This is a genomic window from Streptomyces sp. NPDC059037 (assembly GCF_042740015.1).
Lineage (GTDB): Bacteria > Actinomycetota > Actinomycetes > Streptomycetales > Streptomycetaceae > Streptomyces.
This window is the reverse complement of the sequence record NZ_JBHYIG010000209.1, coordinates 1-17275: the sequence shown is the minus strand read 5'-3', so window position 1 is coordinate 17275 and position 17275 is coordinate 1. Positions and strand designations below refer to the sequence as shown.

Here is a 17275-nt window from a genome sequence, read left to right as displayed (position 1 = left end):
CGCCAGACTCCAGTCCCACGTCGCCGCATCAAAACTCGGCGACGCAAACTGCAACACCCGACTCCCCGGACCCAACCCCAACTCCGGACCCGACGACGCCACCAGATTCACCAAACCGGCATGCGCCACCACCACACCCTTGGGCACACCCGTCGAACCGGAGGTGTAGATGACGTACGCGGGATGCACGGGGTCAGGGCCCGTGGCCAGGTCGGCGGGCTCCAGGTGGGCCAGCCGGTCCTGCACGGCGGTGTCGTCGACGAGAACCGTGGGAGTGCCGGCCGCCCACTCACCGGTGGTGGTCGAGTGCGTGAGGACGAGCGCCGGGCGGGCGTCCTCGATCATGAAGCGGATCCGCTCCACCGGATAGGCGGTGTCGATCGGCAGATACGCCGCACCCGCCTTCCACACAGCGAGGACCGCGACCACCAGCTCCGCAGACCGAGGCAACGCCAGAGCCACCAACTGCTCCGGCCCCACGCCCTGTTCCACCAGCAGCCGCGCCAGACGATTCGCCCGCGCATTCAGCTCGCCATACGAATAGACCGTCTCGCCATCCGCCGACACCACAGCCGCCGCATCCGGCGCCTTCGCCGCCCACGACTCAAAAACCTCCGACGCGGCCATGCCCCTCGGCACCTCCGTCAGCGGACCACGACCCCACACCTCCACCACACGCTCACGCTCAGCAGAAGCCAACAGACTCGTCGCACCCACCCGCTCATCAGCACCCGCCGCCACAGCCGACAGGAGGCGAAGCAGACGGTCGAGGAGGGCGTCCGCGTCCGGGCGGGTGTAGCTGTCGGTGCGGTAGTCGAGGCGCAGCCGCAGTCGGGGGCCGGGAACTACCACGAGGTTCAGGGGGTAGTGGGCGCCGTCGTGGCCGGTGGCTCCGGTGACCCGCAGTCCGGTGGCCTCGTCGACGGGCTTGGCGGTGCGGTCGGCCAGGTAGTTCTCGAAGGCGACGACGGTGTCGAACAGGTTGCCGGGACCGGCTGCCCGCTGGGTCTCCGTGAGGGCCAGGTGCTGGTGGGGAAGGAGAGCGCCCTGCTCCGCCTGGACGCGGGCGGCGAGGTCCGCCCAGGTCTCGTCGGCGTCCATCCGCACGCGTACCGGAACCGTGTTGATGAACAGGCCGATCATGCTCTCGATGCCCGGGATCTCGGGCGAGCGGCCCGAGACGACGGCGCCGAAGACCACGTCGTCCTGGCCGGTCATCCGGCCGATGAGTACGCCCCAGGCGCACTGCACCAGGGTGTTGAGGGTGACGCCCGCGCGGCGGGCCTCGGCGTCGAGTGCCGTGGTGGTGTCCGCGTCCAGGTGGGACACCAGACGGTCGGGCAGGGGCGCGGGCCCCTCTTCCGTGGTGGGTGCGTTGGCGTTGGCGTTGGCGTTGGCCAGGAACGTCGGTTCGGCCCCTGCCATCGCCTGGGTCCAGGCGTCCAGTGCGGCCGTGCGGTCGCGCTCCGCGAGCCAGGTCAGGTAGTCGCGGTAGGGCGTCGTCCTTGCCAGGGCGGAGTCGTCGCCTCCGGACGCGTAGAGCCGGTACAGGGCGAGGAGTTCATTGACGTGGAGGGTCGAGGACCAGCCGTCCGTGAGGATGTGGTGCTGGGTGATGACCAGGCAGTGGCGCTCCTCGCCCAGGCACACCAGGGCGAACCGCATGAGCGGGGGCTGTGAGAGGTCGAAGCGGCGGGAGCGCTCTTCGGCCAGGAAGGCGTCCAGTGCGGCGTCGGGGCATGCCGAAAGATCGACGTCCTGCCAGGGGAGCTGCGTTCCGTCCTCGATGATCTGCACCGGGCGGTCCAAGCCCTCGTGGCGGAACGCCGCCCGCAGATTGGCGTGGCGTTCCAGCATGCGCTGTCCCGCCGCCCGCAGCGCCTTGCCGTCCACGGCGCCGTCGAGGCGGAGCGCCATCTGGACCGTGTAGACGTCGGGGCCCGCGCTGTCGGCGATGGCGTGGAAGAGCATGCCTTCCTGGAGCGGGGACAGCGGCCAGACGTCGGACAGCTCCGGGTGGTGTTCTTCGAGGCGGGCGATCTGCTCGTGGGTGAGGTGTACGAGATCGAGGTCGCTCGGGGTCCGGCCGGCGGGCGCGGGGCTTTCGGCGTGCGTGGCGAGGGCGTCGAGCGCGGCCAGCCAGGCGTCGGCGAGACCCTGGACGGAGTCGCGGGGGAAGCGGGCCTCGGGCCACTTGAAGGTGGCGCTCAGCTCGGAGCCGTCGGCGGAGTCGACCGTGACGGCATTGATCTCCAGGGGGTGCGGGGCCCGCATACGGGGGTCGAGGCCGCCGAGCGACGGGTTGCCGGGGACCTGGTGCCAGTCCGCCGCCGTGGTGTCGGCGCCGGGGGCGGGCACGGTGAAGCGGCCGAGGTAGTTGAAGGCGACCTGGGGGTCGGCGAGTTGAGCGAGGGTGTGGGCGGTCTCCGGGTTGAGGTGGCGCAGCAGTCCGTACGCGAACCCGTTGTCGGGGACGGCGCGGAGCTGCTCCTTGACCTGTTGCAGCGCACGGCCGACCGCGGGGCCGCCGGTGCGCAGGTCGGCGGCGGGCACGGTTCCCGGGTCGAGCCTGACCGGCGCCATGCTGGTGAACCAGCCGACGGTACGGGCGGTGTCGGCGCCGGGGAAGGCGTCCTGGCGGCCGTGTCCCTCCAGGTCGATGAGGGTGGCGGTGTGCCGGGGGTCGTTGCGCCAGGCCGCGAGGGCGAGGGCGAGCCCGGTCAGGAGCACCTCGTTGGTGGTGGAGTGCAGCGCGGCGGGCACGCGGGCGAGCAGGGCCTCGGTGAGCTCGGCGGGGACGGTGAGACGCAGCGAGGCGAGCGAGGCGGCGGTGTCGTACGCGGGACGGTCTTCGGCAGTGTCGTACGCAGGACGGTCTTCGACGGTGTCGTACGCAGGACGGTCTTCGACGGTGTCGTACGCAGGACGGTCTTCGGCAGTGTCGCCAAGCCCCGGCTCCGACTCCGACTCCGACTCCGACTCCAGATCCGACTCCGACTCCGACCCCGACTCCAGATCCGGCTGCGGCTCCACATCCGGCCCAAGCCCCGCCCGCGGCTCCACCCCGGACAGCATCTCGGTCCACAGCGGCAGCGACTCGGCGGCACGCTCCTCCCCCGCCAGTTCCGTCAGCCTGCGGGACCACTGCCGGAAGGATGTGCCGACCGGCGCCAACTCCGGGGCCCGGCCCGCGAGTACGGCCGTACCGGCGATGGCGAGGTCCGGCAGCAGGATGCGCCAGGAGACGCCGTCCACCACCAGGTGATGGATCGTCAGGAGCAGTCGGCCCGGCTCCGCGGGCCCGTTGTCGAACCAGACGGCCTGCAGCATGACCCCGTCACGCGGGGCGAGCCGGTCCCGTGCCTGCTCGGCGTGGTCGGCGAGGAGTTCACGGCGGCGCTCCTCGTCGAGACCGGCGGTCGCGACCCGGGTGAGGTGCGGATCGACCGGCGTCGCGCCGGGCGGCGGGACGTCCAGCGCCCAGCCGGAGCCGGACGCGTCCCGCACGAGGCGGGCCCGCAGCATGTCGTGGTGGTCGACGAGCGCCTGGAGGGCGTCGCCCAGCTGTGCGCGGCCCATGCCCGCGGGCACCTGCACCAGCATCGACTGGTGGAAGGCGTCGAAGGGGTGGCCGGGTTCGGTGAGCCAGTGCATGACGGGCGTCAGCGGCAGCTCGCCCACGCCGGAGCGGTCGGCGTCCGTGGCGTCGTCGCCCGTGGCGCGGTCGCCGCCGAGCGGACGTGCCCTGCGGGCCAGCGCCTCGGGCGTCTGGTCCTTGAAGACGTCGCGCGGGGAGAGGTCGAGGCCGTGTTCGCGGGCCCGGCTGACCAGGACGATGGAGCTGATGCTGTCGCCGCCGAGGGCGAAGAAGCCGTCGTCGACGCCGACTTGGGCGGCGTCCAGGCCGAGGACGTCGGCGAACAGGGCGGTGAGCGTCTTCTCCTGCGGGGTGCCGGGTGCGCGGGCGGGGGTGGTGCGCGCGTAGTCGGGTGCGGGCAGCGCCTTGCGGTCCAGCTTGCCGTGGGGGGTCAGCGGCAGCGTGTCCACGACGACCACGGCCGCGGGCACCATGTACTCCGGCAGCCGCGCCGCGACGGCCTGCTTGACCCGGTCCACATCGACCTTCACCCGGCCCACGTCGACGGGGCCTTCGGGTACGGGTACGACGGTGCCGTCAGGCACGACAGAGCCGTCAGGCACGCCAGAGCCATCCGACGCGCCAGAGCCATCCGGCGCGCCAGAGCTCTCAGGCACGACAGAGCTCTCAGGCACGACGTAGCCGACAAGCCGCCGGTCACCCGGCCGGTCCTCACGGATGATCGCGGCAGCGCCTGCAACTCCCGTGCAGGACGTCAAGGCCGCCTCGATCTCGCCGAGTTCGATGCGGAAGCCGCGCAGCTTCACCTGGTCGTCGACGCGGCCGAGGAACTGGACCGTGCCGTCGCCGTTCCACCGCACCAGGTCCCCGGTGCGGTACATCCGCGACCCGGCGGGCCCGTACGGATCGGCGACGAACCGCTCGGCCGTCAGCCCCGGCCGGTTCAGATAGCCGCGCGCGACGCCGGCGCCTGCCACGTACAACTCGCCGGGCACACCCGGCGGCACCGGTGAAAGGCCCTCGTCCAGGACGTACACCCGCACGTTCGCGATGGGCCGGCCGATCGGCGGCACCTCGGCGCCCGACAGCGCCTCGCTCAGCGTCGCGCAGACGGTGATCTCCGACGGGCCGTACGCGTTGAACATCTTCCGGCCCGCGGACCAGCGTTCCACGATCTCCGGTCCGCAGGCCTCGCCGCCGACGATCAGCGTCAGCGTGCCCGGCAGCCGCTCCTCGGACAGCACGCGAAGGACCGAGGGCACCAGGGTGCAGTGCGTGATCTCCTCGTCGACGAGGAGATCGATGAGTTCGGGACCCGGCGTGAGCCGGTCCGCGTCGGCGAGTACGAGCGCGGCGCCCGTGAGCAGGGCCGTGAAGAACTCCGATGCGGCGGCGTCGAAGCTGGGCGACAGGAACTGCAGCACCCGGGAGCCCGCACCGATCCCCCACTGCTCGCTCTGCGCGAGCGCGAAGTTGGCGAGCCCCCGGTGCGGGACGGTGACCCCCTTGGGGGTGCCGGTCGAGCCCGAGGTGTAGATGACGTACGCCGGGTGGGCGAGGTCGAGTCCGCCGACCCGGTCGGCGTCGATGAGGTCGGCGGAGTCCAGGTCCGCGAGGCGTTCCTGGACGGCGGGGTCGTCGAGGACGACGACGGTGGTGCCGTCAAGCTCCGGCAGGAGTTCACCCGCGCCGGAGTGGGCCAGGACGAGGCCGGGGCGGGCGTCGCTCAGCATGAAGCGGATGCGGTCGACCGGGTAGGTCGTGTCCAGCGGCAGATAGGCGGCGCCCGCCTTGAGCACGGCGAGCAGCGCGACGATCAGGTCCGGCGACCGGGGGATCGCCAGGGCCACGATCTGCTCGGGGCCGACGCCCTGCGCGACCAGGAGCCTGGCGAGGCGGTTGGCGCGGGCGTTGAGGTCCGCGTACGAGACGTGGGTGCCGTCGGCGATGAGGGCGCTCGCGTCGGGTGCGGCCGCCGCGCGTGCCTGGAACAGCTCGGCGGCGGTGCCGGGCAGGTGGGGCGTCGCGGTGTCGTTCCACGCGTCGACGACCAGGTGCCGCTCGTCGTCCGAGAGCAGGTCGATCGAGCCCACGCGCCGCTCCGGATCGGCGGCCGCGCTCTCGAGGACGCGGATCAGCCGTTCGGCCATGGCGGTGACGGTGGCGTGGTCGAACAGGTCGGTGCGGTACGAGATCACACCGCTGATGCCGTCGGTCGCACCGTCGTCGTGCCGCTCGGCGAGGCTGACGGACAGGTCCATCCGGGCGGACTGGAGGCGGACGGCCTGCGGGGTGGCCTTGAGGCCGCCGAAGTCCGGTGCGGTGCGCGGGGTGTTGTTGAAGGCCAGCATGACCTGGAAGAGCGGGTGGTGGGCGAGGGACCGCGTCGGATTGACCGCCTCGACCATGCTCTCGAAGGGGATGTCCTGGTGGGCGTACGCGTTGAGGTCGGTCTCGCGGACCCGGTCCAGGAGTTCGGCGAAGGTCGGGTCGCCGGACAGATCGGTGCGCAGGACCAGCGTGTTGACGAAGAAGCCGACGAGATCGTCGAGTTCCTCCTCGCCACGCCCGGCGACCGGCGTACCGATCGGGATGTCCGTCCCCGCACCCAGACGATGCAGGAGCACGCCGAGCGCCGCCTGCAGCACCATGAACACGGTCGTCTGACGTGACCGGGCGAGGGCGATCAGCGCGCGATGCAGCTCGGCGTCCACCCGGACCGGAACCGTGCCGCCCTCGTACCCGGCCTGCTCGGGGTACGGGCGGTCGGTCGGCAGCTCAAGCCGCTCCGGCAGCCCCGCGAGCGCCTCGCGCCAGTAGCCGACCTGGGCGGCCAGGAGGCTCTCCGGATCGCTCTCGTCGCCGAGCAACTCCTGCTGCCACAGCGTGTAGTCGGCGTACTGGACCGGCAACGGCGTCCAGGCCGGGGCACGTCCGCCGCGCCGGGCGGCGTAGGCGGCGCTCAGGTCACGCGCCAGCGGCCCCATGGACCAGCCGTCACCCGCGATGTGATGAATCGTCAGGACGAGTACGTGCTCGTCCTCGCCCAGGGTGAACAGGCAGGCCCGCAGCGGCAGTTCGGTCGCCAGGTCGAAGGGATGGCGTATCGCACGGTGCACGGCGGCGGCCAGGTCGGCCTCGTCGCCGACCGGCTCGACGCTCAGCGTCGGCCGGGCCTCGGACACCGCGACGACCTGCTGATACGGCTGGCCGTCCACGTCGGGGAAGACCGTGCGCAGCGCCTCGTGCCGCTCCACGACATCGGCGAGCGCGGCCCGCAGGGCATCCGCGTCCAGCGCACCGGAGATGCGCAGTGCCGCGGCGCCGTTGTACGTCGCGCTGGGGCCCTCCAGGCGGTAGAGGAACCACAGGCGGCGCTGCGCGAAGGACAGCGGCATCCGCTCGGGGCGGACCGCGGGCAGGACCGGCGGCCGTACCGTCGTGCCGCCGCCGAACAGCCGCGTGAGGCCGGCCACCGTGGGCGACTCGAAGAACGCCTTGATGCCGAGCTGCACGCCCAGGGCGCTGCGGATGCGGCCGATGACGCGGGCGGCGAGCAGGGAGTGGCCGCCGAGGTCGAAGAAGTCGTCGTCCGCGCCGACCCGGTCGGGCTCGATGCCGAGCACGTCGGCGAAGAGCCCGGCCAGGATCTCCTCACGGGGGTCGCGCCGCGGCTTCTCGCCCCGGCCGTCGGCACCGCCGTCGGTGTCGGCCGCGTAGTCCGGTGCCGGCAGCGCCTTGCGGTCCAGCTTTCCGTGCGCGGTCAGCGGCAGGCCGTCCAGGACGACGACCGCGGACGGCACCATGTACTCGGGCAGCCGTGCGGCGAGCAGTTCCCGCACCTCGGCCGGGTCGACGGCACCGCCGGTCTCCGCGACGACGTAGCCGACGAGACGCCGGTCCCCCGGCTGGTCCTCGCGCACCACCACCGCGGCCCGCGCCACCTGTGCGCAGCCGGTGAGCGCGGCCTCGATCTCGCCGAGCTCGATGCGGAAGCCGCGCAGCTTGACCTGGTCGTCGGCCCGGCCGAGGAAGACGAGCGTGCCGTCGGCGTTCCAGCGCGCCAGGTCGCCGGTGCGGTACATGCGGGACCCGGCGGGGCCGTGCGGATCGGCGACGAACCGCTGGCCGGTCAGACCGGGCCGCCGCAGATACCCGCGCGCCAGGCCCGCACCCGCCACATACAGCTCGCCGGGAACCCCGGGCGGCACCGGACGCAGCCCCGCGTCCAGGACGTACACCCGCGTGTTGGCCATCGGACGGCCGATCGGGACGGGCCCGTCGGGCACTTCGTCCCCCGGCTCGATCCTGAACTCCGTGCAGTTCACGGTGGCTTCGGTCGGGCCGTACACATTCAGGACGGTCACGTCCGGGTGCGCGGAGCGCCACGTCCGCAGCGCATCGCCGAGCAGCGCCTCACCGCCGAGCAGCAGCTCCCGGCGCGGCGAGATCTCCTCGGGAAGGCCTTCGAGGAGCGCGAGGTGGCTGGGCGTGGCCTTGAGGAAGTCACAGCCGAGCGACCGCACCTCCGCGTTGCCCTCCAGGTCGTCCCGCAGCTCGGCGAGGACCACGCGGCCGCCGGAGACGAGCGGGGTGAAGAGCGCGGTGATCGAGAGGTCGAAGGAGAGGGAGGTGTGCAGGAGCGCGACGCCTTGAGCCCCTGGGTAGCGGCGGCTGGTGTCGCGGAGGTAGTCGGTCACCGCCGCGTGCGGGACGGCGACGCCCTTGGGGGTGCCGGTGGAGCCCGAGGTGTAGATGACGTACGCGGGGTGTGCGGGGTCCAGCGGCGAGACGCGGTCGGTGTCGCCCGGATCGGCGGCGGGCTGCCGGTCCAGGAGCTGCACGACGGCCGGGTCGTCAAGGTGGAGGACGGGGGTGCCGTCGGCCCAGAGGCCGCCGGTGGCGGTGGCGGTTTCGGTGTCGCTGTCGGTATCGGTATCGGTATCGGTGAGGACGAGGGTGGGGCGCGCGTCCTGGACCATGAAGCGGATGCGGTCGACCGGGTAACCGGTGTCGATCGGCAGGTAGGCGGCACCGGTCTTCAACACGCCCAGAACCGCGGTGATCACCTCGGCGGACCGGGGCAGCGCGAGGGCGACGATGTGCTCCGGGCCGACGCCGCGCTCGATCAGCAGCCGCGCCAACTGGTTGGCGCGGGCGTTGAGTTCCGCGTACGAGGTGTGCGCGCCGTCGACGGTCAGCGCGGTCGCGTCGGGCGTCGCGTGGGCCTGCGCCTGGAACAGCTCGGGGAGCGTACCGGGCGTGGTGGGCACTGCGGTGTCGTTCCACGTCCGGAGCAGCTCGTCCTGCTCGGCGGCCGACAGCAGATCCACCGCCCCGACGAGCTGCTCGGGGTCGTCGAGAAGACTCGTCAGCGCCTGGCGGTACCAGCGCCCGATGGCCTCGATCCGCTCCCGCGAGAACCGGGTCGCGTCGAACTGGATGACTCCGTCGATCCCCTGCGGCTCACCGTCGGGGCCGTACCGCTCCCGCAGGGTCAGGGTCAGATCCCGGCGCGAGACCTGTGTGTTCCACGACGAGGTCGACACGTCGAGACCGGGGATCTCCAGCTGCCGCGTCTCGTGGTTCTGCAGCGTGAGCATGACCTGGTAGAGCGGCTGATGGTCCGCCGAACGGGCCGGGTTGAGGACTTCCACCAGACTCTCGAACGGCACGTCCTGGTGGGCGTAGGCGTTGAGGTCGGTCTCGCGTACGCGGTCGAGGAGCTCGGCAAAGGTGGGGTCGCCGGACAGGTCGGTGCGCAGGACCAGGGTGTTGACGAAGTTGCCGACGAGCGTGTCCAGCTCCTGCTGGGCCCGGCCGGCCGTCGGCGTGCCGATGGGGATGTCGGTGCCCGCGCCGAGCCGGTGCAGAAGCACGCCGAGGGCGGCCTGCAGCACCATGAACACGGTGCTGCGGTGCCCCCGCGCCACCTCGACAAGCTCGGCGTGCAGGTCCGCCGCCAAGGGCAGCGAGGCCACCTCACCGCGCCGCTCGCCCGCGGCCGTCCCCGGGAGGTCGGCGGGCAGGTCGATGCGGTCGGGGAGGTCGGCCAGGGCCTGCTTCCAGTAGCCGAGTTGCGCGGAGAGGAGGCTGTCGGGGTCGGTGTCGTCGCCGAGGAGTTGGTGCTGCCAGAGGGTGTAGTCGGCGTACTGGACCGGGAGGGGGGTCCAGGCCGGGGCGCTGCCGTCACGGCGGGCGGCGTAGGCGGTGCTGAGGTCGCGGGCCAGCGGGCCCATGGACCAGCCGTCACCGGCGATGTGATGGATGGTCAGGACGAGTACGTGCTCGTCCTTGCCCAAGCTGAACAAGCGGGCCCGCAGGGGCAGTTCGGTGGCGAGGTCGAAGCTGTGGCGTACGGCTTGGTCGATGGCGGTGGTGAGGTCGGCCTCGTCGATCGTCTCGACGGTGACGTCGGGGCGGGCCTCGGCTGCGGGCAGGATCTGCTGGTGCGGCTGGCCGTCGATGTCGGGGAAGACGGTGCGCAGGGCCTCGTGGCGTTCGACGACATCACCTAGCGCGGCCTGCAAGGCGTCCGCGTCCAGGGGTCCGGTGAGGCGGAGTACGACGGGGACGTTGTAGGTGGGGCTGGGGCCTTCGAGGCGGTAGAGGAACCAGAGGCGGCGCTGGGCGAAGGACAGCGGCATCGGCTGCGGGCGGGTGGTGGCCGCCACCAGCGCGGGGCGGTCGGTCCTGCTGCCGGCGTCTGTGCCGGTGTCGAGGGTTCGTGCCAGGGTCGCGATGGTGGGTGCGGTGAACAGGTCCCGGATCGCCAGGTCCGTTCCCAGCACCGCCCGTATTCGGCCTATCAGCCGCATCGCGAGCAGTGAATGCCCGCCCAGCGTAAAGAAGTCGTCCTCCACACCCACCTGGCTCGGCTCAAGCCCAAGCACCTCGGCGAAGAGTCCGGCCAGGATCTCCTCGCGCGCATCGCGCGGAGCACGGGAGGGTCCATTGCCGCCCGTGTAGTCGGGTGCGGGCAGCGCCTTGCGGTCCAGCTTCCCGTTGGGGGTGAGGGGGAGTTCCGTGACTGTGACGACGGCTGCGGGGACCATGTAGTCGGGGAGCCGGTCGGCCAGGAGGTTTCGGATGGCGACGGTATCCACGCCGTGACTGTTGTTCTCGGGTACGACGTAGCCGACGAGGCGGCGGTCGCCGGGCCGGTCCTCACGGATGACGGCGGCGGCGCCGGCGACACCCGGACAGGCCGTCAACGCGGCTTCGATTTCCCCGAGTTCGATGCGGAAGCCGCGCAGCTTGACCTGGTCGTCGGCGCGACCCAGGAAGTGCAGGGTGCCGTCGGTGTTCCAGCGGGCGAGGTCGCCGGTCCGGTACATGCGGGTGGCGGGCGGCCCGTAGGGGTCGGCGACGAATCGCTGACCGGTCAGCCCAGGCCGGTTCAGATAGCCGCGCGCGACGCCCGCCCCGGCGACGTACAACTCACCGGGAACACAGGGAGGTACAGGTGCTAGCCCCGCATTCAGCACATACACCCGCACGTTCGCGATCGGGCGGCCGATCGGCGGCACGACGGCGCCCGACAGGGGCTCGCTCATCGTGGCGCAGACCGTCGTCTCCGACGGCCCGTACGCGTTGATCATCTGCCGCCCTGCGGACCAGCGCTCGACTGCGTCCGGCCCACAGGCCTCGCCCGCCACCACCAGCGTCAGCGACGTCGGTACCTCCGCAACCTCCAGGAGAGGCAGCGCGGACGGTGGGAGGGTGCAGTGGCTGACGCCCGCGTCACGCAACACCGCCGCCAGGGCCGCTCCCGGCGCCAACTGCTCCGCATCGGCGGTCACGAGGGCGCCGCCCGAGAGCAGGGCGGTGAAGATCTCGGAGGCCGCGGCGTCGAAGCTGGGCGATGCGAACTGCAGGACACGGCTGTGGGTGTCGATCTGCCACTGCTCGCTCTGCGCGAGGGCGAGGTTGACCAGCCCGGCGTGGTGGGCCACGACTCCCTTGGGTACGCCGGTCGATCCGGAGGTGTAGATGACGTACGCGGGGTGGTCCGGAACCAGAGGTGCCACCCGGTCCGCGTCCCTCAGGTCAGCGGCCGACAGTCCCGCAAGCCGCTCCTCGACCCCTGCACCGTTCAAGACCAGCGCAGTGACACCCTCCTGCGGCAGCAGACCCACCGAGGCCGAGTCCGCGAGGACCACGCTCGGTCGGGCATCCCGGAGCATGAACCCGATCCGCTCCACCGGATAGGCGGTGTCGATCGGCAGATACGCCGCACCCGCCTTCAGCACCGCCAGAACGGCGACCACCAGCTCCGGAGACCGAGGCAGCGCAAGAGCCACTACCTGCTCCGGCCCCACGCCCCGCTCCACGAGCAGCCGCGCCAGGCGATTCGCGCGAGCGTTCAACTCGCCGTAGGTGAACGCCACTTCACCGTCCGCAGACATCACGGCCGCGGCATCCGGCGCCCCGGCGACCCGCTCCTCGAAGCGGGTGGGCACCGTGCTCACCGGCGCCCCCGCCCCCGCCTTCGAGCCACTCCACGCCCCCAGCACGGACTCCCGCTCGCCGGCGGTCAGCAGGCTCAGCGAGCCCACCCGCTGGTCCGGTCCCGCATTCGCCATTCGTCCCAGGAAGAGGAGGAATCTCTCGACATGGGCGTCGAGTTCCTCCTGGCTGTACATCTGGTTGTTCGCGTCGAAGTGCGCCTCTATGGAGCCTTCGCGCTCACCCTCGTGGAAGGCCATGGAGAAGTCGTCGGTGTAGCGTCGCGAGATGCTGCTCGCCTTGGCCCGGTGGCCGCCGAAGTCGATGTCGTAGTCGAATGCCATGACATTGACGACGGGTCCATAGGGGAGGCCGGCGCCCGTCGTCCAGGCGAGTTCACGGCGCAGATCCTCCATTCGATATCTGCTGTGCCTGGCCGCACGGGTCGTCTGGGCCCAGACCTGCTTTGCGACCTTGGACAAAGGCAGTTCGGGCCCCACCGCGATGTGCAGCGGAACGACATTGACCGCCATTCCCGGTGTATTGCGCTCGTCCTCGTCCAGACGGCCCGAGACGGGAAGTCCGACGGATACCGTGCTCTCTCCGGTGACCGCGCCCAAATAGACGGCAGTTGCCACAACGGCCAATACCGACCAGCTGACGCCGAGTTGAGCGGCCGCGGAACGCAACGTGTCCGCGAGATGTGCGTCGAGCGTGGTGCGCTGCCGGAGAATTTCCGTGGGCCTGCTGTACGGCCGGTCGGACAGACTGACCGGGGCAGGGGCGTTACGGAGTCGCTTGAGCCAGTATCGGCGGTCGGTTTCCTGCTCCTCTGAACCGCGATAACTGCTCTCGCGTTCCAGCAGGGTTCGGAAGGGAGGAAACGGAGCTCCGTCATCCGGTTGACCGGTGACCATGGCCGAGTAGACCTGGGCGGTACGGCGGGTGATCAGCGCGGAACTCCACGCGTCCATGACGACGTGATGGTAACGGCTGTAAAGGATATGGGAGTTCGGGCCGACGGTGAGCAGCGCGGGGGCGTACAACGGTCCTTGGACCAGGTCGAACGCGGTGTCCATGTCCGACCGCATCCATGCCTCGGCCGCTTCCCGCGGGTTCGCATCCGCGCTGAAGTCGACGCGGCGTACCGGCACATGAGCGTCCCGGCGCACCTGGACCGGTCCGTCCGAGGCTTCCGGATCACCGGTCGGTCCGGGACCGTCGGCGATCGTGAACCGCAGCGTCTCCGCCTCGTCGAGAACAATCCGGTGTGCCCGCTCAAGAATATCGGGCACGATTGGCCCGCGGATCTCGACCTGCTCGCCGACGTTGTACACCGAGCCGCCAGGCCCCAGCGAACCGGCGAACCAGACACCCAACTGAGCCGCCGTCAACGGCCATTGTTCATCCATGGGATCCGGCACCCCACGCCCCCCGCAGCGACTTGAACCCGGGCCCGGTCACTCGCCGGGCGACTGCATAGTTACACATTGTGCCTTCCGGCTGCACATGGTTTGGCATCCGGTTTCGGAGTGTTACCCGAAGGGTCGGCAACAGTCATCCTTACCGGTGTCTTACTAGTGTTGGATACGCCACAGTTCGGCTACTTCAACGCGTCTTGCGGGGCGTCAGAACTCGTGCGCAGAGGGGGTGTTGGGGCAGGTGGCGCGCATCACGGGTGACAGCCTCGGGCAACTGTAGTAGCGTCTGACCAGGCTCATCGCCACGTGTCGAGATGTATATTCGACACGGGAGAGCGGGGCCCATGGAAAGCTTTCTCGGGGGAGATCTCAAAGGCATGGCAGGCTTATCTGCGAGTTGTCGTCAATTTGGCTACGGGCGGATCGGCCGATTCGAAAGCCTTTCTCGATGCCGTGCCCCTGTCGATTCAACACATCTCGGCTATCCCTTTCCGGATCCCTTTCTTTGCGATCCGGCACGAATGGTGCCCGAGCCTTCATCGGTGTCCAAGTAACAAGCAGCGCATGAGTCACGAGTAGCGTCCAAAGTACGTACGGGGAGTGGATCAGCCATGTCGCATGAGCTCGAGGATGTCTGGCCGCTCTCGCCGCTGCAGGAGGGGCTGGTCTACCACGCCCTCCTCGACGGCGAGGGGCCCGATGTCTACGCGATTCAGCTGATCCTGGACTTCGAGGGCGCCGTGGACGGCGTCGCGCTGCGCGCCGCGGGGCAGGCCCTGTTGGACCGGCACGCGAATCTGCGCGCCGCGTTCTGGATCGACGACCTCGACCAGCCGGTCCAGGTCGTCGCGCGCGACGTGGAGCTGCCGTGGGAGGAGATCGACCTCACGCACTTGCCCGCCGCGCAGGCCGAGGCCGAGTCGAAGGCGTTCGCCGACGCCGAGCGGGCCCGCCGGTTCGACCTCGAAACCCCGCCCCTGCTGCGGTTCGCCCTGCTCAGGCACCGGCCCGACGAAGGCGGCGCCGACCGCGGCCGGCTGATCATCACCCAGCACCATGTTCTCGTCGACGGCTGGTCGTCGCCCCTGATGGTGCGCGAACTGCTCGCCCTGTACGACGCCAAGGGCGACGACAGCGACCTTCCTCCCGTCACGCCCTACCGGGACTACCTGGTCTGGCTCTCCGAGCAGGACCGCGACGCGGCACTCGCCTCCTGGACCACCGCGCTCTCCGGTGCAGAGCCCACCCATCTCGCAAATCCCGTCCCGGCCACGCCCCTTGACGGCCCCTCAACTTCCCTGCCAGAGCGCTTTGTCACCCAGCTCCCGCAGGAGGCCACGGCTGCGCTGCTCGCGCAGGCGCGCCGCACGGGCGTCACGCTGAGCACGCTCATCCAGGCCGCCTGGGGCGTACTCGTCGGCCGGATGACCGGCCGGGACGACGTGCTGTTCGGCGCCGTCGTCTCGGGCCGCTCGCCCGAGATCCCGGGCATCGAGAGCATGATCGGCCTGTTCATCAACACGGTCCCGGTCCGGGTCCGCGTGGCTGCCGCGGACACCTGGTCCGACCTCGCCGTACGCATCCAGGCCGAACAGGGGGCTCTGCTGCCCCACCAGCACCTGGGGCTCACCGAGATCCAGCGCGCCGCCGGCATCGGCGACGCGTTCGACACCGTCGTGGCCGTCGAGAACTTCCCCGCCGACCGTGACAAGTCCGCCGCCGCCCCGGCACCCGGCCTGAAGATCGCGGCGACCGAGGGCCGCGACGCCACCCACTACCCGCTGAGCCTGGCCATCGCCCCCGGCGATGTCCTCCGCCTCCGCCTGGACTACCGCACCGACCGCTTCGACCACGACACCGTCACCACCATCGCCGACCGTCTGCTTCGCCTCCTGTCGGCTGTGGCGGAGGGTGCTGATGAGCGGGTGGGTGCGACGAGTCTGTTGGCTTCTGCTGAGCGTGAGCGTGTGGTGGGGGTGTGGGGTCGTGGTCCGGTGAGGGACGTGCCGACGGGTACGGCCGCGTCGGAGGTTTTCGAGTCGTGGGCGGCGAAGGCGCCGGATGCGGCGGCTGTGGTGTCGGCGGATGGGGAGACGGTCTATTCGTATGGCGAGCTGAATGCGCGGGCGAATCGTCTGGCTCGGCTGCTGGTGGAACAGGGCGTGGGGCCGGAGCAGTTGGTGGCTTTGGCGTTGCCTCGGTCTGCGGAGCTGGTGGTTGCGGTGCTTGCGGTGTGGAAGGCGGGTGCGGCGTATCTGCCGATCGACACCGCCTATCCGGTGGAGCGGATCCGCTTCATGCTGCGGGATGCCGGGCCGAGCGTGGTCCTTGTGGACTCCGCCTCGGTGGGGCTGCTTCCGGACGAGGGCTTCACCGCGGTCGCTTTGGACGATGCGGGGATAGAGGCGCGGCTGGAGCAGCTTGCGTCCGGTGACTTGCGGGACGCGGACCGTGTGGCGCCTCTGGTTCCGGACCACCCCGCGTACGTCATCTACACCTCCGGTTCGACGGGTGTGCCCAAGGGTGTGGTGGTGGCGCATGCCGGTTTGGTGAATCTGGTGGCGGCGTCGGGTCCGGAGTTGGGGTTGGGTCCGGGGAGTCGGGTGTTGCAGTTTGCGTCGCCGAGTTTTGATGCGGCGACGTGGGACTGGAGTCTGGCGTTGCTGTCGGGTGCTGCGTTGGTGGTGGCCGGGGCTGAGGAGTTGGCTCCGGGGGATGCGCTGGCGCGTGTGCTGCGTGATGCGGGCGTGACGTATTGCATGGTGCCGCCGTCGGCGCTGGGTGTGCTGGATGTGGCGGATGTTCCGGCGTCGTTGACGGTGGTTGTGGGTGGTGAGGCCTGCGGTCCGGATGTGGCTGGGCGCTGGTCGCAGGGCCGTCTGATGGTCAATGCGTATGGTCCGACGGAGTCGACGGTGTGCGCGACGATGAGCGGACCCCTGTCGGGTGCGGTCGTGCCGCCGATCGGCAGGCCGTTGGGGAATGTTCGGGCGTACGTCCTGGATGCGGGGCTCGCCCCGGTGCCGCCGGGTGTTCCTGGTGAGTTGTATGTGGCCGGTGCGGGGCTCGCTCGCGGCTATCTGAACCGGCCGGGGCTGACCGCTGAGCGGTTCGTCGCCGATCCGTACGGCCTGCCCGGCACCCGCATGTATCGCACCGGCGACCTTGCCCGCTGGAACGCCGACGGCACCCTGCACTTCCTGGGTCGCGCCGACGATCAGGTGAAGCTGCGCGGTTTCCGTATCGAACTCGGGGAGATCGAGGCGGCCTTGACGGCCTGCCCGGGAGTCGTCGGCGCTGTCGCCGTCATTCGTGAGGACCGGCCCGGCGACCGCCGCCTCATCGGCTACGTCGTACCCGGCACGGACCACGCCACCCCCGACGCGGCCCAGGTGAAGCAAGCCGTCGCCGACCGCCTGCCGGAGCACATGGTGCCGTCCGCCGTGGTGGTCATGGACGCGTTGCCGTTGATGCCGAACGGGAAGCTGGACCGCAAGGCGCTGCCCGCACCCGACTACACGGGCGGCAACGGACCCTCCCGCGCCCCGCGCGATGCACGCGAGGAGATCCTGGCCGGACTCTTCGCCGAGGTCCTCGGCATCGAGCCCGGCGGCATCGGTGTGGACGACAACTTCTTTACGCTGGGCGGGCATTCACTGCTCGCGATGCGGCTGATAGGCCGAATACGGGCGGTGCTGGGAACGGACCTGGTCATCCGGGACCTGTTCACCGCACCCACCATCGCGACCCTGGCACGAACCCTCGACACCGGCACAGACGCCGGCAGCAGGACCGACCGCCCCGCGCT

The 17275-nt window shown here is 70.7% G+C and carries 2 protein-coding genes; one reads left to right on the top strand and one right to left on the bottom strand.

Translation table 11 applies throughout. From position 1 onward, the window contains the following. On the bottom strand, nt 1–13458 hold a 13458-nt coding region (locus ACFWY6_RS32585), incomplete at its 3' end, for an amino acid adenylation domain-containing protein (protein ID WP_384698079.1). A gap of 620 nt (nt 13459–14078) precedes the next feature. Between ACFWY6_RS32585 and ACFWY6_RS32580 the strand changes: the two genes are divergently transcribed. Further along, nucleotides 14079–17275 (top strand): amino acid adenylation domain-containing protein (locus ACFWY6_RS32580; protein ID WP_384698076.1); only part of this gene is annotated, 3197 nt, incomplete at its 3' end.